Below are 18,819 nucleotides of genomic sequence, written 5' to 3'. Positions count from 1 at the left end.
ATGCCGTGAGCCGGTGGGGCCGCCCCACCCTTTGGTTCTCCGTATGAACGAAGCGCTTCCCGACGTCTCCCTGACCGACCTCGCCCCCAACCTCGGCCCGCTCGAATGGGTGGGCATGCGCGGCATCGATGTGCCCGTCACGCTCGACGAACCCGGTTACCGGCACACGCTGCATGCGCGCGCCGATCTGCAGGTCGATCTGCCCGCCCCGCATGTGAAGGGCATCCACATGTCGCGCCTGTACCGGCTGCTCGACGAACACGCCGAGGCCGGCCCGCTCTCGCCGGCCGGCCTGCGGCGGCTGCTCGAGGCGATGATCGACAGCCATCGGGACTGCGAAACACGCAACGCGCGGCTGCGCCTGCATGCCGAATTGCTGACGCGCCGCCCGGCGCTCGTCACCGAAGGGCTGTCGGGCTGGAAATCGTATCCGGTGCGCATCGATGCGGAGCTGGCCGGCGGACGCTTCGCATTGCGAAGCGAAGTGACGGTGGGCTATTCGTCGACCTGCCCGTGCTCGGCCGCGCTGTCGCGGCAACTGATCGAACAGGGCTTCCAGCAGGCGTTCGAAGGGCAGGCGATGGTCGCCCCCGCCGCCGTGAGCGCCTGGCTGCGCCGCCACGCGACGCTCGCCACCCCGCACAGCCAGCGCAGCGAGGCCTGCGTCTCGGTCGGCACCGACCGCGATGCGCCCACGCTCGGCCTGCTCGCGCTGATCGAGCGCATCGAGGCAGCCGTCGGCACGCCAGTGCAGACGGCCGTGAAGCGCGCCGACGAGCAGGCCTTCGCGGCGCTCAACGGCGGCAACCTGATGTTCGTGGAAGATGCCGCGCGCCGCATCCAGGCCGCGTTGCGCGACCAGGACGATGCGCGCGTGCAGGTCCGGCATCTGGAAAGCCTGCATCCGCACGACGCGGTGGCGTGGTCCGCGCCGTCGCGATAGAAGCAAGCGGGGGCCCGCGCCGCGCTCAATAGAATTCGATCCGGTCCGGATAGACGTCGCGCCAGTCATGCGCGGCCGGGGCGCCGCCGGCATCCCGCGCCCGTTGCGCGCCCTGCGCACGGTAGCGCACCGGCGGCAGCCCGAAATGCGTGCGGAATTCGCGGCTCAGGTGCGAGCCGCTCGGGAAGCCGCAGCGCACCGCGATGTCGGCGACCGGCTTGTCGGTACGCGCCAGCAGCCACGCGGCGAACTGCAAACGCATCTGCTTGCAGTAGGCGCGCGGCCCCATGCCGGTGGATTCCTTGAACAACCGTTCGAGATGGCGCACCGACAGGTCGAGCCGCTCGGCCAGTTGCGCCGGCGAAATGCCGGTGGCGATGTGCTGCTCGATGATCAGCGCGGCGCGCCGGACCTTCGGATGGCAACGCTCCGGCAAGCGGCCGCCGGGCGCCTGCGGCGCGTTGCCGTCGTCGGGATGCGCGATCTGCAGGATGCGCAGCGCCTTGTCCACCACGAACGCGTCCACATGCCGGCGCAGGATCGTCGCGGCCACGTCGGCCGACGCGCGCCCTCCCGCGCAGGTGATGCGATTGCCGTCCGCCACGAACAGGCGGTCCGACACGATCTGCTGCGGATCGAGCGACGGAAACGCCTCGAGCAGGTCCTGCGCATGAAACCAGCTCACGCAGATCTTGCGCCCATCGAGCAGCCCGGCTTCGAGCATCGCGAAGCTGCCGGTGCACAGCCCCACCACGGTCGCGCCGCGCCCGGCGCAGCGCGCGAGAAACGCCAGCGTGGCGCGCGAGGCGCGATTGCGCCCGCCGAGCAGGCCGCCCACCACCACCACGTAGTCGTAATCGGGTTGCTCGCCGAACCCGCCGTCGGGCACGATCTGCGCGCCGCAACTGGCGCGCACCGGGCCGGCCTGTTCGGTCAGCAAGGTCCAGTTGCAGCGCACCCGGCCGCTGCGGTCGCCCGAATCGCTGACGAGGCGCAGCACGTCGACGAACGCCGCGAACGCGACGAGCGTGAAATCGTTCAGCAGAACGAAGGCAAACCGGCACTTGCCGGCATGCGGATCGGCCTCGACGGCGGGCGTGACATCGCGGGAGGAAACGGACAAAACCATGACAGAGATCGTGCTCGCGAGATCCGGACCATCGCGCTCGATCGTCCGGATGTTGAAGGCGCCATGACGGCCCCGAGGATCATACGCCCGCAACCGGGCGGCCGGCCGCCTACCCGCCTCCTTGCGCGGCGAACGCCTGCCGCGCCGCCATCACCGCCTCGCGGTGCGCCACCGTCCAGCCGAGGATCGCCTGCAGATGCGGCTCCAGCGAGCGCCCGAGCGGCGAGATTGCATAGGACACCGCAACAGGCGCCGTGCTGACCACCGTGCGCGTGATGAAACCGTTCGCTTCCAGACGGCGCAGGCACTGCGTCAGCGCCTTTTGCGTGATGCCCTCGTTGGCGCGGCGCAGCGCGTTGAAGCGCATCGGCCCGTCGCACAGGCAGCCGAGCACCAGCAGCGTCCACTTGCTGGTGATCTCCTCCAGCACGAGGCGGTTCAGTTCGAGGTCTTCCGGGGACAGCGAGGCCATGGGCGGGATACTCCGGGCTACCAGGTAGCCTTCAGGTGCGTAATTGCGTTCAGGTATCAAATGTATACCATCAACGACCTCTGACACTGAGGAATACGAAGATGGCAATCGATCGGGAACGCACGCACGGCGTCGTGCTGGTATTCGGCGCGACGGGGCAGCAAGGCGGCGCGGTGGCCGCCGCGCTGAAGGAACAGGGTTGGGCGGTGCGCGCGTTGGTGCGCGATCCGCAGGCGGACAAGCCGCGGGCGCTGGCTGCGCGCGGCATCGAGCTGGTGCGCGGCGATTTCGCCGATCCGGAATCGATCAGGACTGCCATGCAGGGTGCGTATGGCGTGTTCAGCGTGCAGCCGAGTTCGGGGCAAGGCACGGCCTATAACGTGAGCGACGAGCAGGAAGTGCGCTACGGAACGACCATCGCCGATCTCGCCGTGGAAGCGGGCGTGCAGCACCTCGTCTACACCTCGGTCAACGCGGCCGGCCCCGAGAAAACCGGCATGGGGCATTTCGACAGCAAGTCGGCCATCGAGGCGCACATTCGCGGCCTCGCGCTGACCAGCACGATCGTGCGCCCGGCCGGTTTCATGGAACTGCTGATGCTGCCCGGCATGGGTCTCGATCAGGATGCCTATACGTTTTTCCTGCGGCCGGGCCAGGCTGGGCAGACGATCGCCGCGCAGGATATCGGCCGGATCGTCGCGAAGATCTTCGCCGCGCCGGAGCGCTTCGCGGGCCGCACGCTCGAAATCGCCGGCGACCAACTGACGGCCGAAAGCCTGCAGGCGAGCCTGAGCCGCGCCGCCGGGCGGCCGATCCGCTACGCGCGCTTTCCCGACAGCCTGCTCGCCCAGAACCCGTTCCTGGGCCGCCTCGCTGAACTGTTCGACGACGGGCGGCTGGCCGGGCACGCCGATATCCCGGCGCTCGAACAGGAGTTCGGCCCGCTGCTCGACTTCGACGCGTGGCTGGCCGGGCCGGGCAAGCCGCTGTTCGAGGCGGCGCTCGCCGCGGACGCGGCGCAGATCGCGCTGCGTTGAACGCGGCGCACGCCTCGGCCAGCCACCTCAGCCATCCGCCTCAGCCGCCCGGCTTCACGGCCGTCAGATAAGCGACGCGCTCCGCCGACACCATCCGCCCCGCCTCCACCTGCGGCCGCAGGATCTGCTCGAAGAAGCGCCGCTCGTTCGGCGTGAATTGCGTGTATAGGCGCGGCCGCCTTATGACAAGCTGAAGGCCCGCCGCCCTGGCGCGGATTCGCGCGTAAATCCACACCCTCGCGGCGCCGATGGACAAGCCGCCCCGCGCCGTGAGAGGCTTCGGCTCACGCCGGCCCGGCCCTGGCGCCGGGTGCGCCTTCAGGGAAGCGGAACGGATCGTGAGCGATTGGACAGCCGGCAACATCGACGGGATTGCCTACACCTACGGCTATTGCGATGAACTGAATCCGCTGCGCCTGCCCCTGCCGTTGCTGCAATCGGGCTTCGCGCCGCCCACGGTGCGCGCCGCCTGCGAACTGGGCTATGGCCACGGCGTCAGCGTCAACCTGCACGCGGCCGGCTCCGACAGCCGCTGGTTCGGCACCGATTTCAACGCCGCGCACGCGCGCTTCGCGCAGCAACTCGCGCAGCAAGCCGGCTCGCGGGCCACGTTGTGCACCGACAGCTTCGCGGCGTTCTGCGCGCGCGACGATCTGCCGAACTTCGACTTCATCGGCCTGCACGGCATCTGGAGCTGGGTGGCCGACGAGCATCGCGCCTGCCTCGCCGAGTTCATCGAACGCAAGCTCAACCACGGCGGCGTGGTGTACGTCAGCTACAACACCGAGCCGGGCTGGGCCGCGATGCTGCCGGTGCGCGAATTGCTGCGCAGCCATTTTCACGCCGGAGCGCAACATGCATCGCCCGGCGAAGCGTCCGACGAAGCACGCGCGTTGTCGCAGGTCGCCCAATCGGTGGCGTTCCTCCAGCGCGTGATGGCCGCGCAACCCGGCTATGCGCAAGCGAACCCGCAACTGGCCGCGCGCATCGATGCGCTGTCCGCCGACGATGCGCACTACCTCGCCCACGAATATTTCAATCGCGACTGGCAACCGCTGACGTTCTCGCAAGTGGCCGCCACGTTCGGCGCGTGCGGCCTGCGTTATGCGGGCTCGGCCGATTATCGCGATCACGTCGACGAGATCAACCTGACGCCCGCGCAACGCGCGTTGCTGGCGGAGATCGACGACCCCATCGTGCGCGAGACGACGCGCGATTTCTGCACGCTGCGCTCGATGCGTCGCGATTACTGGATCAAGGGCGCGCCGGCGCTCGGCGCGGAAGCACGCCAGGCCGCGCTGCGCGCGCAGCGCGTGATGCTGGCACTGCCGCGCGAAGCCGTGCAGTTGAAGGTGCGCGGCGCGCTCGGTGAAGCAGTATTGCCAGCCGCCACCTACGGGCCGATCCTCGATGCGTTGGCCGGCCATCGCCCCACGAGCCTCGCCGAGATCGAACGCCATGCGCACGGGCTGACGTTCGATGGCGTGGTCAAGGCCGTCACGTTGCTGGTAGGAAGCGGCGTGTTGCTGAACGTTCAGGATGACGCACGAATCGCCGCCGCGCGGAGCACATCGGCCCGACTGAACGCGGCCATCTGCGAGCAGGCGCTGCAACGCGGCGACGTGCAGTTCCTGGCCAGCCCCGTGTCCGGGTCGGGCGTGCGGGTGCCGCGCGTAGCGCAATTGTTCCTGCTGGCGCGGCAGCGCGGTTTCAGCGAACCGGCGCAATGGGCCGCGTTTGCGGAAGCGGCGCTCGATGGGCAGGAGAGCAGTCAGGCACTGCGAGACAAAGCGCAACGCTTCGCCGACATGCATGTGCCGATATTGCAGGCGCTGGGTATCGCCTGAATGGCATTGACGTGACGACTTTCAGCCACACGCCATCTGGAATTGAGAATTGCAACTAGCTGAATGACGTAGCACGCTTTAAAAGCAATCGCGCCTCGCCGGCCTGCAATTCTCGGCTTGAAACTCGCAGATCCATTTGAATAACAAGGATATTTTCAGCACTTCTCGCGCCTGATTTTCATATCACGCGAGCGCATATCCTTATCCATTCCATCCTGCAATCCATACCCGAACTTCATTCATTTGGACTCCCGAAGCCTGACGTTGGGAATCGAATTTCACGTCTTTAGCATCCGCTTTCACCTCACACGCTAAAGCGACAATTCATCCAGATGTTCAAAAAAATCATTCGGAGCGGGGTGCTCCTCGCGGGCTTCGTCTCGCCGTTCGCGCATGCACAAAGCTCGGTCACGCTCTACGGCCTGATCGATGCGGGCCTCATGTACACCAACAACGTTGCCAAGAGCGGGCAACACGGCGCGCTGCTGCAAGCCACCAGCGGCAACATCAACGGCAGCCGCTTCGGCGTGCGCGGCAGCGAGGATCTCGGCAACGGCTACCGCGCCGTGTTCGTGCTGGAGAACGGCTTCAACCTCCAGAACGGCAAGCTCGGCCAGGACAATCGCCTGTTCGGGCGGGAAGCCTATGTCGGCATTCGCACGCCGAACGCAGGCTTCGCCGCGCTCGGCCGTCAATACGATTCGGTGGTGGATTACGTGGCGCCGCTGTCGGCCGAATCGGGCTCGTTCGGCAAATCGAGCTTCGCGCACCCGTACGACAACGACAACATGGCCGACTTGCTGCGCTTCAGCAACGCCGTCAAATACGCCAGCCCGAATTTCTCGGGGCTGCAGTTCGGCGGCCTCTATGCGTTTTCGAACAGCACCGGCTTCAGCACGAACCGCGCGTGGAGCGCGGGCGCGCGCTATGCGAACGGGCCGCTCTCGCTGGCGGCCGGCTATTTGCAGGTGGACGGCACCAACAGCACCAACACGGCCGGCGCGTTGGATACCGCGGAATCGAGCGCGAACGGCGTGGCCGGCTTCCAGCTCGCCGCGCGCGTGCAGCGCGTGGTGGCGGGCGCGGCGCGCTATCAGGCGGGCGACGGTTCCGTTGCGTTCGTCTATTCGCACAGCCAGTTCGAAGGCAGCCAGGCGTTCGGTTCCTCGAACGGACAGGTCGGTTTCGACAACTACGAGTTGAACGGCCGCTACCGGCTCGCGCACCATCTCGATCTGGGGCTGGCCTATGTGTTCACGGCCGGGCACGTGACGCGCTCGGCGTCCTACGGCAGTTCGCCGAAATGGCAGCAGATCGACACGCAGCTCGTCTATTCGTTGTCACGGCGCACCGACGTGTATTTCGAAGGGATTTATCAGCGTGTGAGCGGGCACCACTACGTGGCGCTGATCGATACGGCGGGTGGTGCATCGGGTTCGGCCACGCAGGTGGTGGCGACTGTCGGGCTGCGTACGCGGTTCTGAGGAGAACGATGCAATCGATGCAGCACGGGCGACGGGGAGAAGAACGCCGCAACGCAGTCGACGACCCAAGGGTCCGCACCTAGGCGGTGGAACAATATAAACGATATATACTGTTTATATTGTTAATTCGACTGGAGCCTCCATGAACATGCCGACCACGCCCGACGCCGCCACCCCGCAAACCGACGCCGCCCAAGCCGACACCGTCGCCGCCGCGCCGAAGAAAACCACCGTCAAGGCGGACAAGGCCGCGAAGAAGACCACCAAGAAGAGCAGCAAGGCAGCCGCCGCACCGGCAGCACCGGTTGCGGAAAAACCCGCGAAGAAGGCCGGCAAGGCCGCGGCGAAGGTCGACGTGAAGAGCAACGAGAAGGCGAAGGCGGCAGAAAAGGCCGTCGCGAAGGTCGAAGAAAAAGCCGACGTGAAGCCCGAAGCCAAGACGGAAACCAAGCCCGACGACAAGGCCGCGGCGAAAGCCAACGCGAAGGCCGAGGCAAAAGCCAAGGCCGGCGCGAAAGCCGACAAGAAAGCGCCGGTGGAAGCCCCGGCCAAGCCCGCGAAGCGCGAGAAGGTGATCCGCGACAGCTTCACGATGCCGAAGTCCGACTACGCGAAGATCGACGTGCTCAAGAGCAAGTCGCTCGAAGCCGGTGTGTCGGTATCGAAGAGCGAACTGCTGCGCGCCGGCCTGCTGCTGCTCGAAGCGGCATCGACCGAAGCGCTGGTGGCCGCCATCGGCGCCGTCGATACGGTAAAGACGGGCCGCCCGCCGAAGCTCTGACCGGCCACGGCTCCAGCCACACCGGCCGGCCCGACGCCATGTCGGGCCGGCCTTCGTTGCTCATACTTGCCGTGCAGCACCGATCGCGCACGGTCACGATGCTTAGAAGTACTTCGTTACACCCGCATACACCGCGCGATACGGGCCGTATTGCGGCGCGAACACGCCGATGCCCGAACCGTCGCGCAGCGCGTACGAATCGCCGAACGCATTGACGAGCACCAGCCGGCCGTCCACCTTGCCGATCCACGGCAGGTCGAGACGCTGCACCACCGACACATCCACCTGCTCGTACCACGGCAGCTTGCCCGTGTTCGCGAAGCCCTCGCGCAGCCCGCTGCCGACGATGCCGTCGAACGAGAACGTCGTCTGGCGATACGTGTAGGCGCCACCGAACGAGATCGTCACGCGCTGATCGTGATCGAGGTTGACCCAGTGGTTCGAGATATAGGCCAGCTCGTCGGGATCGAAATTGAACTGCGCCGAATCGACGTTCTTGCCCATCGCATGGCTGAACGCCACGTTCAGGTAAGCCGACAGGTTGCGGTGCTTGTAGTTCGCCGTCAGTTCGAGGCCGGCCACCTTGCCGTACTGGTAATTGAACGGCGTGTAGATCAGCGCGCTGCCGAACTGGCCGAGATCGAGCAGGTTGTGCGCCTTCTTGTAATAGCCGTCGATGCCGAGCGTCAGGTCCGAACCCACTTGCTGGATCACGCCGATATCGAAGTAGTCATCACGCTCGGGCTGCACCGCATCGTTCTGCGTGATCGCGCTGGCGTTGGTGGTGCCCGCATAGCGCCCGATCGTCGAACTCGACACCAGCTCGAACGACGGCGGCGTGAAGTAACGCGAATAGCCGGCGTGCAGCGTCGTGCCTTCGGCCGCCTTGAACACCAGCCCGATGCGCGGGCTCAACTGGTTCGCCGTCACGTACTGGTCCATGCCGTCGTAGCGCACGCCGTAGTTGATCGTCAGCCGCGAATTGATCTTCCACTCGTCCTGCAGATAGGCGCTGTACAGGTAGCCCGTCTTGCTGTCCGCGCTGGGGATCGAGAATGGCACGTCGGAACTCTGGTTGCCGTCCGCGTCGGTCGGGAACACCGACACGTTGTCGCGAAACTCGGCGTGCTCCTGTTGCAGGAACAAGCCGGCGCGCAGCGTGTGATGCTCGTTCAGGCGGTAGGTCGTATCGGCCTGGATGCCGTTGGCGGTGTCGCTGTGGAAATCCTGCGAGGCCACGCCGTTGTAGATCAGGTCGCCGACCGGATCGGGGTTGAACTGGGTGCGCGTGTAGCGCGTGAAGAACGCCACCTGGTAATCGAGCGCCGCGCCGTTGGTGCCTTGCAGCGCCACCACCGCGAAGTTGTTCAGTTCGGACTGCGATTCGTTCAGGTTGGCCGAATCGAAGCTCGGCGTGCCGGCCAGCGAGAAGTTCGGTGTGAGGCCCGGCGTATTCGGGATCTCGAACTGATTCGAGGTGGTGCCGAACATGAAGCTCACGCGCGTCTGCGGGTTCAGCACGTAAGACAGGTAGCCGAACGCGTCGCCCTGCCGCGTGTGATCGTGCAGCGGGCTCGGCGACGAGGTGGGCGCCTCGATGCCGAGGTTGTTGACGCCGAGCGAGCCGGAGAAGTAATAGCTGAGCTTGCCCTTGTTGCCGTACACGTCGGCGCTGGTCTTCAGCGTCTGGTGGCTGCCGCCGAACACGTCGACCGAGCCGCCATCGCCCAGCTCCTCGCCCGACTTGGTGTGGATGTCGACGATGCCCGCCGTGCGGTAGCCGTATTCGGCCGGCAGCGCGCCCGTCAGCAGGTTGACGTGATCGATGATGCGCGTGTCGAGCGATTGGCCGAAGCCGCTGATCGGCTCGGGAATCAGGATGCCGTTGATCCGGTATTGCAGGTCGGCGTGATCGCCGCGAACGTGCAGTTGTCCGTAGGAATCGTTGGCCACGCCCGGCGCCTGCAGCAGCACCCGGTTCAGCGGGGTATCGGCGCCTTGCGGCATCGCGTCGATGTCGTCGCTCGAAATGCGGTAGATGCTGCTGCCCGTTTCGGGCAGCAGGCCGTTGCGCGCGGCGTCGAGCCGCTTCGCCGTGACCTGCACCGCCTTCATGTCGACCAGCGCGGCATCGAACGGCAAGGTGACCGAAATATCGGCCGGGTGCGCATCCGACGGGCTGACCGTGCGCGTGACCGAGTCGTAGCCCGACGACGACACCTCCAGCGTGTACGTGCCCGGCGGCACGGCCGCCAGCGAAAACCGGCCCGACGCATCGGTGGCCAGATGCGCGATGTCGTGGCCGCCGGCATCCTTCAGCACGACGTTGGCCGCATCGACCGGCGCACCGGCCGTATCCACGACGACGCCGCCCAACGCCGCGGCCGGCGAGGCCGCGTGAGCGTACTGCGAAACGAGGGCCGCCACGGCCAGCAGGATGGCGCGAGGGTTGGGAGCAGGTGTTTTCATGGTCGAAGGCGCGCGGTAACGGTAGGTTCGGCAGCGACCTCGGCGGCATGCAGGGCAGATCACACGCGCCGGATCGGGTAATGGCGCGAAATGATATAACGTATCTTTTTGTAAAAAGAAGCGTTGTTTGAGGGATGTTGCTAAATCGTTGAGGTTTCCTACAGATGAAAGCGATTGTCTTTCCAACAGATTAACAATCGCCGTAATTCGAATTCAATCGCAAGCCGACCAAAGGCTTGTCGAAGCCTTCGATCGACACGCGCCGGGCGTCAGGCAATCGCCCAATCCTCGAGCCAGGCCTCGAGCTTCGCCGGCGGCAGCGGGCGCGTCAGGTAATACCCCTGCACCAGGTCGCAGCGCAACTCGCGCAGGCGCGTCAGCACCTCCTCGCTCTCCACGCCTTCGGCCACCACCTTCAGCCCCATGTTGTGCGCAAGGTCGATGGTGGAACGCACGATGGTTTCGTCATCCTTATGGTCTGTCATGCCGATCACGAACGATTTGTCGATCTTCAGTTCGTCGATCGGCATGCGCTTCAGATAGGACAACGACGAATACCCGGTGCCGAAATCGTCCACCGCCAGATGAATGCCGAGCGCGTGCAGGCGATCGAGCGTTTCGATCGCGTGATTCGGATCGTCCATGATCGCGCTTTCGGTGATCTCGATCCACAGCATGTCCGGCGAAACCGAATGCTTTTTCAGCAGCGCGGAGAAGGTATCGGGCAGCGTGGACAGAATCAGTTCGCGCGCCGACACGTTGACCGACACGGCCAGCGGCATGCCCGCCGCCTGCCACGCCGCGATCTGGCCGATCGCCTTGTCGGCCACCCATTGCGAAATCACCTTGATGTAGCCGGTTTGTTCGGCAAACGGGATGAACTGGTCCGGCGCGATGAAGCCGCGCGTCGGATGCTCCCAGCGCACCAGCGCCTCGACGTACTTCACCGTGCCGGTGGCGAGGTCGAGCTTCGGCTGATAGAACAGCGTCAGTTGATCGTGTTCGACGGCCTGGCGCAGCTCGCTCATCAGCGACAGCCGTTCCGCATTGTTCTGATCGTGCTTCTTGTCGTACAGCGCGTAGCCGGTGTTGGCGCGCTTCGCGACATACATCGCGATGTCCGCGCGACTCATCAGCGCGTTCATGTCGGTGCCGTGCTGCGGGTAGGCAACGATGCCGATGCTCGCCCCCACGTCCACCAGTTGCCCCTCGATCGTGATCGGCTGTTCGAGCGTCTTCAGCAAGCCGGTGGCCACGCGCTCCGCGTCGGCGCTCGAATAACCGGGCAGCAGCACGGCGAACTCGTCGCCGCCGAAACGCGCGACCAGATCGATCCTGCGCAGCGCGGCCCGCAGGCGCACCGCCACTTCGCACAGCAGACGATCGCCGATCGGATGGCCGAGCGTGTCGTTGACCAGCTTGAAGCGGTCGAGGTCCATCATCATCACGCTGAACACGTGTTCGGACGCCTCGCGGCCCCGGTCCGTCAGGTCGATGGCTTCCTGCAGGCGATCGTTGAACCGCGCGCGGTTCGCCAGCCCGGTCAGTTGATCCGTATAGGCCAGCTCGACGATATGCCGCTCGCGCTCGGAAATCGCCGCCTGCATGCGATTGAAGGCGGTCGCCAGCTTGCCGACCTCGTCGTGGCGCTTCACCTCGATCGGTTCGTTGTACTCGCCTTGTCCGACCCGGCTCGCCAGGTGCGCCAGCATCGTCAGCGGGCGCGTCACGCTGCGCGCGGTCAGCATGCTGCCGACCACCGACACGATCACGCCCAGCGCGGTGATCACCAGCAGCGCCGTCTGCAAACGCAGATACGGCGCCATCACGTCGTGCAGCGAGCGCTGCAGCATCACCGCCACCGGTTCGCCGCTCGACTGCAGCATCACGAGCCGCGTGGCGTAATCGCGGTCGCCCGTGTCGACAATGCTGGCGTGGAGGTGCTGCTTGTCGTGCAGCGAGGTGGCCAGCAGGTTCCAGCGGCCATCGGGGCGGCGGTCGAGGAACGACACGTCGAGCGACGTGAGCGTGGCCGTTTCCTTCGCCACCGCATCGTCGATCACGAAGCCCATCGCCACCCAGGCGATCGTGATCGGCGCCTTGACCGGCACGGCCACCACCTGATACAGCTTGCCGTCGACCGCGACGATCGACGAGGCATCGTGTTGCGCACGCGCCGCCTGAATCAGGCTGCTCAACGGAAACCGCACGCTCGCCTGCGTGTCGCCGCGGCTGTCGGCGATCAGCTTGCCGTCCAGATCGGCCAGCATGACGACGTCGGCATCGATCCGCGCGCCGTGGTTGTACAGCGCCGACACCACGGTGTTCTCGTCGTGCGTGGCCACCGCCTCGCGGAAGCCGAAATCGGCGGCCACCACGCTGGCGGCCTGCGTCAGCTTTTCGCCGTTCGAGCGCAGCACCTGATGGAACACCCGTTCCGCCAGCACCAACTGCTGATTCACGTTGCTGCGCGCATTCTCGCGGATGACCGTGCTGATCACGCCGAATGCCGCGAGCTGGGCCACCAGCATCAGCACCACGACAACGATTGCGATCTGAGCGCGCAGGCTTTGAAATTGCATGAAGCGCCTATTGGGCCGACAGGTTCAGCTTGAACGACGCCGTGGTGGCGCCGGCCGGCAGCTTCTGCACGGGCAGCGTCTTGGTATCGGCGAGACGATAGTGCCAGGCCGTGACCGTGTAGTCGTCGGCCGGCAGCTTGTCGATCGTGGCGTGGCCGGCGGCATCGGTCTTGGCGAACCACGGCGTGTCGACCACCATCAGGTAGCCCACCATCGAATCGTGAATGTTGCAGCCCATCACGACCAGGCCCGGCTTGTCGAACACCACGGGGCTGGACGGCGTGCTGTGATACAGGTGCAGTTCGAACTTCTTGGCCGGCGAGAACGAATACACGTCGTGCTCGAAGTTGTCCTTGTTCGGAAACTTGACCGACGTGCCCGATTGCACCACCGACACCAGCGGCACGAACTGCCGCTTGTACTGGTCGATCACGGCGTTGGCCGGCTTGGGCGGCGGCAGCTTGCCGCTCGACGGCGTGGCATAGACGATCGCATCGGCCAGTGGCGCGCCGCTTTGATCGACCACGCTCACCTCGATGCTCGCGGCGCTGGCCGCCGCCGCGTGCAGCGCGAGCCAGCAGGCCGCCGCGCCGATCGCGCCGCGCCCGAAGAAGCGCCGATTGTCAGAATGCTTTGCCATGGTGCCGGTGAAAAACGAAATAGGTTGTGCAGGCAACGGCCGGCATGCGCGCGTCGGAGCGTTCATTCGCGGTCCTGTATATCGCGATACATCGGCGCGAGCTTCGCCAGCAGCTTGTTCTGCGCGCGGAACGGCACGCCGTGCTTGTCCATCGACGTCTGCAGATCCTCCACCAGCGCATCGAACGCGGCGCGATCGATGTTCTGGCCTTCATGCGAGCGCTTCATGGTGCGGCCCGTGTAAACACAGGGGCCGCCCAGCAGCACGCAGAACTGCTCGGCGAGCTTCTGCTTGATGCGCTTGATCGGCGCGCCGTCGAAGTAGGTCTTGGTGCGCGGATCGACCAGCAGCAGGTCGTAGAAATCGTCGATGATCTTCACGAGGCCCGGCTGGCCGCCGAACTGCTGGTACAGCGCGTCGTCGGCGTGCACCGCGGGCGAAAACATCAGGCCCAGCGCGATCGAGGCGCAGGCGGCGAAACGGTTCAGTGTCGTCAGCGTCATGATCAGAACCCCAACTGCACCGAGGCATACGGGCCGCGCTGGCTCTGGAACGTCGCGATATCGCCGAGCATGACGTAAGCCAGCGTGAGCGAAACCAGCTTGTTCGGCGCCCAGGCGATGAACGCATCGTAGGCGTTCTGCTCGCGTGCGAAGCCGAGGTTGTTCGGCTTGGTGCGGTATTCGGCGCCGAGCGCGAAGTAGCGCGAGAACAGGTACGCGGCCGATGCTTCGAATTCGGGGTGATAGCTGTTCGACTTGTCGCCGCCGAAACCGAGCAGGCCGAACTGATTGGCCTTCGTGAAGCGCAGCGTGCCGTTCAGCAGCAGGCTCTGCGCGAGCAGCAGCTTGGTGGCCGACAAGTAGAAATCCGTACCGGAATCACTGGTCGCGCCCAAGGCCTTCACCAGGTTGCCCTGTTCGTTGTGCTTGAACTGCACGCCCACCGAAACCTGCGGCACCCAGGTGTCCTGATCGAGAATCGCCTCGCCGAACAGGCGCACCTTCACGCCGATGGTGTCCATCCTGAACTTGAACCCCGAGCCGATCCCGAGCTGCGCGCCGGCCTGCCGCGTGTTGAACTCCTGGCGCGCCACCGACAGCTCGACGCGATTGCCGATGCCGACCATCGCGCCGTACGTTGTCAGCGCGAAATCCTGGGTGCGCACATAGGTGGCATGCACGTTGGCGCCGACCTGCGAAGCGGTGCCGTAGCCGCCGATCACCGCCCACGGCGCCAGGCCGCCGCCCGCCGAGCCTTCGATCTGCGACACGCCGCCGGTCAGCAGAAGCTTGCCGGAAGTCAGCCGTGGCGTCAGGAAGTCGGGCTCGTCGGCGAGGGCCGCCGGAGCGTGAATGGCAAGGGCGGCGAAAGCCGCCGAAGCGAGCGGCCAGGCCGTGGATCTGCAACGCATATCGGGTCGTCAAAAGTGGAGCGGGACGCGGTGGCCGTGGCATGTCGAATGCCGAAGGCAGCGCGTCGTTTGCGGCCGGTGCATCGACAGAGCACCACCGCACCTCACGCATAACGGCGCGGAAAGGGAGGACTTGAGGACAACCTGCGCGATCGCGCGAAGCCGATTGATCAGCTCAAAACCAACGATTGGCAATGCTGAACGAGAGGATGCCATTAATTCCTCATCGAGCATAAACGAGGCTTTCGCGCAGGTTTCGATGCCGCCGTTTCAGCGAGCCGCCAAGCCCAGCAGACGCTCGCAATCGGCGCTGTTTTGCTGCGCCAGGTGTTGTTGCCCGGCATCGAGCTTCGCGAAACGCGAGATCGCATCCTGTGCCGCCGCCGCGTTGTATTCGATCTTGCTCAGGGCGTAATCGGCGTTGCCGTTTTCGACGATGGCACGCATGGTCTTGTCTGCATCGTGGCTGCCGCCGGTCGTCACGACATGACAGAACAGTGCGGTGTAGTAATCGCGCTCGGCCGGGGTGTAGCGCGGACGCAGCAGGTAGGCCGTCGTGGCGGCCAACACCAACAGCAGCGGAATCAGCAGCGCGATCGCGCGCTTTCGTTTGGCAAAGCTATCCGTCATCGAACCATCGGGGTGCGTTGAATGTGAGCGGGAAGGCATGCCGGCAGCCGTGAACGTGGCCGGCCGCGGATCATACCGGCAAACCCGGATTGCCTGCGATCCGAATGGCTCGTCGCATCATATTGCATAAAATATGCTTCGAATCTCGTTGGCGACGATCACCAGACAAGCACAACAAATCCATAATAATCAACTACATGAAAAGGATTCACGCCGCCCTGCGATCTCGCCATCACAAATATTTTGTATAAAATATCCACGTACGTTACTATCCTGGCGTGGGATCACGACGTGCAACGCATGCCCCACCGAGCCAACCGGGGCAGACCGATTGCCTCTTGCCGCAGCAGCCGAATCCTCTAACGAATGCCGAAGGAAACACCATGAGCGACAACATCTTCAAGGGCACCATTCCCGCCCTCATGACGCCCTGCACCGCCGATCGCCAGCCCGACTACGACGCGCTGGTCGCGACGGGCCGCAAGCTGATCGACGCCGGCATGAGCGCCGTGGTCTATTGCGGTTCGATGGGCGACTGGCCGCTGTTGAGCGAAGCGCAGCGCCAGGAAGGCGTCGCGCGCCTGGTGGGCGCCGGCATCCCGACGATCGTCGGCACCGGCGCGGTCAACTCGAAGGAAGCGGTCTCGCACGCCGCGCACGCCGCCAAGGTCGGCGCGGGCGGCCTGATGGTGATCCCGCGCGTGCTGTCGCGCGGCTCGTCGGCCACGGCGCAGAAGGCGCACTTCTCGGCGATCCTCGAAGCCGCGCCGGCCCTGCCGGCCGTGATCTACAACAGCCCGTACTACGGCTTCGCCACGCGCGCCGACCTGTTCTTCGAACTGCGCGCGAAATACCCGAACCTGATCGGCTTCAAGGAATTCGGCGGCGCCGCCGACATGCGCTACGCGGCCGAGCACATCACGAGCCAGGACGACAGCGTCACGCTGATGGCCGGCGTCGACACCCAGGTATTCCACGGCTTCGTCAATTGCGGCGCCACCGGCGCGATCACCGGCATCGGCAACGCGCTGCCGCGCGAAGTGCTGCAATTGGTGGATCTGTGCGGCAAGGCCGCCAAGGGCGACGTGGTCGCCCGCCGCCAGGCGCGCGAGCTGGAAGCCGCGCTGGCCGTGCTGTCCTCGTTCGACGAAGGCACCGACCTGGTTCTCTATTACAAGTACCTGATGGTCCTGAACGGCGACACGGAATACACGCTGCACTTCAACGAAACGGACGTGCTGAGCGAAGCCCAGCGCCGCTACGCCGAAACGCAGTACACGCTGTTCCGCACGTGGTACGCGGGCTGGTCGAAGGAAGTCAGCGCATAAGGATCGAGGCCGCCGCACCGCCTCGTGCCCTTCCCGACGGCCAGCGCAAGCTGGCCGTTTTGCTTTGCCGCCCGGGCCGCTCATGGGCGGCGGCCGCGTTTTTATACAATATGCGCTTCGCATGGCGGCGCCTTTGGCGCACGCCTGCCCCGGCCCTACGATACGGACGATCTTCCGCAATGAATTCCACAGCTACCGCCCCCCGGTTTTCGGCTACCACCGTCGCGGAACGGGCGGCCGACGAGCTTCGCCGCAAGATCATGTCGGGCGAGTTGCCCGAGGGCTTCCAGCTTCGGCAGGATGCGCTCGCGGCCGAGCTGGGCATCAGCCGCATCCCCGTGCGCGAGGCGCTGGTGCAGCTCGAAGGCGAAGGGCTGGTGCGGATCGTGCCGCACAAGGGCGCCGTGGTGTCCGAACTGTCGATCGACGAGATCAGCGAACTGTTCATGCTGCGCGGGCTGCTCGAACCGCTGCTGCTGAAGAAATCCGCGCCCCGGCTCACGCCCGCCGATTTTCTCGAACTCGACGCGATCCTCGCCGAATACAAGCACGAACTCGACGCCCAGCATTCGAATCGCTGGGGAGAACTGAACAGCAAGCTGCACGACGTGCTGATGTCGCGCGCCGAGCAGCCGCGCACGCTGGCGATCGTCACCAGTCTGCTGCAGCAAACCGACCGCTATACGCGGCTGCAACTGTCGCTCAGTGCCGAAAGCTGCCGCCGCGCCGAAGAGGAGCACGGCGAACTCGTGCGCCTCTGCAAGATCGGTGACGTGCGCGGCGCGGCGGCGCTGCTGAAGAAGCACATCGATCACGCCTGCGCGGAACTCGAGAAGTTCGTGCTGTCTCGCCGCCGGTTGTGAGCGAACGCGCCGCCGGCTTCAAAACAAATGATGGATGCCGGTGACCACCGCCATCTGCCGATTCGTGCCCGACGCCCCCACCGAGAAGATCGCCGCGCGCGCATCGCCGGTGCCGGTGGCCTGCTGCGCGATCACGTGCAGATAAAGCTGGGTGGCTTTCGATAGCGAATACACGTCGCCGAGCGTGGCCGTCAGATAACGCCGGCCGATGAAGCTCGTCGACGCGATGCCGGCGCCGATCGAATTGGCCGGCGTGGTCAGCCAGTTCAAGCCGGTTTCCGCCGTGCGATACGAATTGGACTGGCCGCCCGCCGCCAGCTTCACATACGTGTACACGGCGTGCAGCCGCACCGGGCCGATATCGTAGCGCGCACCGAACGCGGCGTTCTCCACCTTGTCGGCCACATAGCCCAGCGCGGGCTGACCCTGGAACGTCGTCAAGCCGAGCCCGGCCGTGGTGTCGCCGAGCTGCGCGCCGATCGCGCGATTGTGTTCGTTCTCGTAGGCCGCCGTCAGCGCCAGCGGCCCGTGCGTATAACTGAGCCCCGCGCCGGCGATCCGGCCCGCCGAGAAATTGCCCGCCACGCCGCCCAGCCCGAGCAGCATGCCGAACGCGAAGCCGTTCAGCACCGGCGAGCGGTACTTGATCACGTTCGCCTCCTGCGCCGCGCTGGTTTCGACCAGGCCGTCGAGATTGCCCGGGTGCGCGGACAGCAGATTGCCGCCCTGGAAGTTGTTGCCGAGCGGCGCGACCCAATCGTAGTTGAACGAACTTTGCTCGCCGAGCGTGAGCGTGCCGAAACGCGCCGACGACAGCCCGACATAGGCCTGCCGACCGAACAGCGTGTTCGCGCGCGACAGCGCGCCGGTGTTGGTCGCGAACCCGCTTTCGAGCCGGAATACCGATTGCCAGCCGCCGCCCAGCGCCTCCGTGCCGAGCAACCCGAAACGGTCGGGCTGCGCCACGCCTTGCAGCATCGCCACCTGCGGGCTGCCCGCCCGATTGTTGATGTAGGCGATGCCGGCATCCACGCTGCCGTACAGCGTGACGCTGCTTTGCGCGGCCGCGCCGTGGGCCGCCAGAATGCTCAGTAATGCGAATGATGAGGCCGCGCCGCGGCGGCCGATGGACGAAGGCATCGGAAGATCTCCTGAACTTTGTTATGGGGTGATACGAGGCGGGAAGGCGCGGCGGATCGG

General features: G+C 65.6%; 17 protein-coding genes. 7 read left to right on the top strand and 10 right to left on the bottom strand.

Features of this window, described 5'->3' with window-relative positions:
• Positions 1–43: 43 nt before the first annotated feature.
• Positions 44–943 carry a GTP cyclohydrolase FolE2 gene (gene folE2 / locus AB4850_RS00985; protein WP_414440763.1) on the top strand — a complete coding sequence of 300 codons (900 nt, stop codon included), beginning with the start codon at positions 44–46 and terminating at the stop codon, positions 941–943.
• Between the two features lie 25 nt (positions 944–968).
• Here folE2 and AB4850_RS00980 read toward each other — a convergent pair whose 3' ends face one another.
• Both AB4850_RS00980 and AB4850_RS00975 read right to left on the bottom strand, forming a co-directional pair.
• On the bottom strand, positions 969–2,072 hold the full coding sequence (locus AB4850_RS00980; RefSeq protein WP_414440762.1) for a GlxA family transcriptional regulator: 1,104 nt from the start codon (positions 2,070–2,072) through the stop codon (positions 969–971).
• 109 nt (positions 2,073–2,181) lie between these two features.
• A complete protein-coding gene (locus tag AB4850_RS00975) occupies positions 2,182–2,544 on the bottom strand; it encodes a winged helix-turn-helix transcriptional regulator (protein ID WP_414440761.1) in 363 nt (120 codons plus the stop codon).
• A gap of 101 nt (positions 2,545–2,645) precedes the next feature.
• On the opposite strand from AB4850_RS00975, the gene AB4850_RS00970 reads away from it, so the two are divergent.
• Positions 2,646–3,581 carry an NmrA/HSCARG family protein gene (locus tag AB4850_RS00970; protein WP_414440760.1) on the top strand — a complete coding sequence of 312 codons (936 nt, stop codon included), beginning with the start codon at positions 2,646–2,648 and terminating at the stop codon, positions 3,579–3,581.
• 40 nt (positions 3,582–3,621) lie between these two features.
• On the opposite strand, the gene AB4850_RS00965 is transcribed toward AB4850_RS00970, so the two are convergent.
• Positions 3,622–3,837: a hypothetical protein gene (locus AB4850_RS00965; RefSeq protein ID WP_414440759.1), complete on the bottom strand. Its 216-nt coding sequence runs from the start codon at positions 3,835–3,837 to the stop codon at positions 3,622–3,624.
• A gap of 82 nt (positions 3,838–3,919) precedes the next feature.
• On the opposite strand from AB4850_RS00965, the gene AB4850_RS00960 reads away from it, so the two are divergent.
• The 3 genes from AB4850_RS00960 (at position 3,920) to AB4850_RS00950 (ending at position 7,693) form a co-directional block, all read left to right on the top strand.
• Positions 3,920–5,428 carry a class I SAM-dependent methyltransferase gene (locus AB4850_RS00960; RefSeq protein WP_414440758.1) on the top strand — a complete coding sequence of 503 codons (1,509 nt, stop codon included), beginning with the start codon at positions 3,920–3,922 and terminating at the stop codon, positions 5,426–5,428.
• A gap of 332 nt (positions 5,429–5,760) precedes the next feature.
• Positions 5,761–6,912, top strand: a complete 1,152-nt coding sequence (locus AB4850_RS00955; protein WP_414440757.1) for a porin — start codon at positions 5,761–5,763, stop codon at positions 6,910–6,912.
• A gap of 142 nt (positions 6,913–7,054) precedes the next feature.
• Positions 7,055–7,693 carry a hypothetical protein gene (locus AB4850_RS00950; RefSeq protein WP_414440756.1) on the top strand — a complete coding sequence of 213 codons (639 nt, stop codon included), beginning with the start codon at positions 7,055–7,057 and terminating at the stop codon, positions 7,691–7,693.
• A 102-nt stretch (positions 7,694–7,795) separates the two neighbouring features.
• Here AB4850_RS00950 and AB4850_RS00945 read toward each other — a convergent pair whose 3' ends face one another.
• The 6 genes from AB4850_RS00945 to AB4850_RS00920 all read right to left on the bottom strand — a co-directional run bounded on the left by AB4850_RS00945 (position 7,796) and on the right by AB4850_RS00920 (position 15,428).
• On the bottom strand, positions 7,796–10,162 hold the full coding sequence (locus tag AB4850_RS00945) for a TonB-dependent receptor (RefSeq protein WP_414440755.1): 2,367 nt from the start codon (positions 10,160–10,162) through the stop codon (positions 7,796–7,798).
• 269 nt (positions 10,163–10,431) lie between these two features.
• Positions 10,432–12,744 carry a putative bifunctional diguanylate cyclase/phosphodiesterase gene (locus tag AB4850_RS00940; protein WP_414440754.1) on the bottom strand — a complete coding sequence of 771 codons (2,313 nt, stop codon included), beginning with the start codon at positions 12,742–12,744 and terminating at the stop codon, positions 10,432–10,434.
• 7 nt (positions 12,745–12,751) lie between these two features.
• Positions 12,752–13,384 carry a methylamine utilization protein gene (locus tag AB4850_RS00935; protein WP_414440753.1) on the bottom strand — a complete coding sequence of 211 codons (633 nt, stop codon included), beginning with the start codon at positions 13,382–13,384 and terminating at the stop codon, positions 12,752–12,754.
• Between the two features lie 62 nt (positions 13,385–13,446).
• Positions 13,447–13,887 carry a group I truncated hemoglobin gene (locus AB4850_RS00930; protein WP_414440752.1) on the bottom strand — a complete coding sequence of 147 codons (441 nt, stop codon included), beginning with the start codon at positions 13,885–13,887 and terminating at the stop codon, positions 13,447–13,449.
• A 2-nt stretch (positions 13,888–13,889) separates the two neighbouring features.
• Positions 13,890–14,798, bottom strand: a complete 909-nt coding sequence (locus AB4850_RS00925) for a DUF3034 family protein (protein WP_414440751.1) — start codon at positions 14,796–14,798, stop codon at positions 13,890–13,892.
• Between the two features lie 270 nt (positions 14,799–15,068).
• Positions 15,069–15,428, bottom strand: coding sequence for a hypothetical protein (locus tag AB4850_RS00920; RefSeq protein ID WP_414440750.1), 360 nt, complete (start codon positions 15,426–15,428; stop codon positions 15,069–15,071).
• 383 nt (positions 15,429–15,811) lie between these two features.
• Here AB4850_RS00920 and AB4850_RS00915 point away from each other — a divergent pair, with 383 nt between their 5' ends.
• Both AB4850_RS00915 and AB4850_RS00910 read left to right on the top strand, forming a co-directional pair.
• Positions 15,812–16,756, top strand: coding sequence for a dihydrodipicolinate synthase family protein (locus AB4850_RS00915; RefSeq protein ID WP_414440749.1), 945 nt, complete (start codon positions 15,812–15,814; stop codon positions 16,754–16,756).
• A gap of 179 nt (positions 16,757–16,935) precedes the next feature.
• Positions 16,936–17,619, top strand: coding sequence for a GntR family transcriptional regulator (locus tag AB4850_RS00910; RefSeq protein WP_414440748.1), 684 nt, complete (start codon positions 16,936–16,938; stop codon positions 17,617–17,619).
• Between the two features lie 18 nt (positions 17,620–17,637).
• Here the strand turns inward: AB4850_RS00910 and AB4850_RS00905 are convergent, their stop codons facing one another.
• Positions 17,638–18,759: a porin gene (locus AB4850_RS00905; RefSeq protein ID WP_414440747.1), complete on the bottom strand. Its 1,122-nt coding sequence runs from the start codon at positions 18,757–18,759 to the stop codon at positions 17,638–17,640.
• Positions 18,760–18,819 lie beyond the last annotated feature (60 nt).

It is taken from the genome of Burkholderia sp. 22PA0106 (assembly GCF_047497155.1).
Classification (GTDB): domain Bacteria; phylum Pseudomonadota; class Gammaproteobacteria; order Burkholderiales; family Burkholderiaceae; genus Burkholderia.
The sequence above is the reverse complement of the archived record's forward strand: the minus strand, read 5'-3'. Positions and strand labels throughout refer to the sequence as shown.